The organism is Frankia sp. CcWB2 (assembly GCF_977927585.1).
Genome location: NZ_CDWRCM010000163.1, coordinates 1 through 1,354 on the forward strand (window position 1 = coordinate 1; position 1,354 = coordinate 1,354).

Sequence of the window (1,354 nt, forward strand, 5' to 3'; positions counted from 1 at the left end):
AGTACTAGAGCCCTTCCAGATAGTCCGACGGGCCGAAGTCGGTGAGTCCGGTGAGATCGGATGCTGCGGTGTGTAGCTCCTCGATTGTTTGGATCTTGTCTACTGAGTACGCTCCTCTGGTCCGTCAGCAGACGGCCTCAACAAATTCTCGGGATACAACGACAGGTTCCTCCCCGAGGGGCAGCAGGTGGAAACGGTCTTTTCGCGGAGCGTACGGAGGGTGTATAGGGTCTCCGCGGCTGGCCAGCCGGAAAACATCCAGTTTCCCAGGGCCGACTCTGGACGCCGTGCCCGATGCCGCTCCTGATCTATCCTCGCCGACGGGTCCCGGTGTAAGATACGGCCGTCGATCCGGATGACAATGCGAACGTCATGACCGTGTCCTTTCTGTAACTGTCGCGAACGTCCTGGTAAGCCATCGGCGGCACCCCGTTCGCCGGGCGCGGCAGCCTAGGCAGCTGAACATGCCGACGAAATACCGACCTCCGCTAGCTTCGAGCTAATCATAGCCGATACGAGTGGGTGATCGGCGTTCTGCGTCCGGCGCCAGCCATCGACAATTGAGATCGGCTGATACGAATATCAGCGCCAGTACTGCCGTGGGTTGATGCCCCGCCGCTTCGGGCCCATACTTCCTGCCTCGCGGCAACCGAGGTCGCCACGGTCGCATCACGTCACCCATCCCCGCCGTTGACGAGTTGACGACCTGACGCCGCGCCTGAAGTGACAACGCGGGTTGGGCCAGGCGCGTGGATGTCCGGGCATAGAATGGCGGGTAACATTTTATCGCGAACGGGTTACGGCTATAGGTCAGCTCGGCAACACGCCCGGCCACATTGAACGGGTATCGACTGCCCGCCCATGAGTAGAGTCCACGGACGTGGTGCGTGGGGAGTAGCAGTCTTGTCTTCAACTCGCCGTCGACGTAGGCGAATCCGGCTCGGAAGCGGATGTGGACCCGGGCCAGTTGCGGTCAGCGTTCGTGAGCGCGGGTGTTCAGCCGCTGGCGCAGATGGTGCTGCATGGACTCGGGCGGGTTCTTCGGCACGGCCCCATCCCGCCGCCTGCGACCGGCCCTCCACCATGATCTTTGGTTATGGTGGAGGGCTCGGGACGGTGTGCGGCGGTGCCGGTGGTCGCCGCGGCCACCAGCACCCCGCCCGGGCTCGCCGCCACCTGGACTCATGCGGCGATCGCCGCCCAGGTCGCGGGCATCGTCTTCGCCCCGATATCCGCCTCTCAGGTCGGCAGGATCCTGGCCGGCCTGGACCTTAAGCCGCACAAGGTGACCGGATGGCTCACCCGGCGCGACACCCCCGACTTCTGGAACCGCGTCCGCGACATCTGCGCCCTG

General features: G+C 64.0%; 1 pseudogene. It reads left to right on the top strand.

What is annotated here, in order from left to right:
* Nucleotides 1-1,096: 1,096 nt before the first annotated feature.
* Nucleotides 1,097-1,354 (top strand): annotated as a pseudogene (locus ACY45C_RS16035) (IS630 family transposase); the annotation flags it as partial.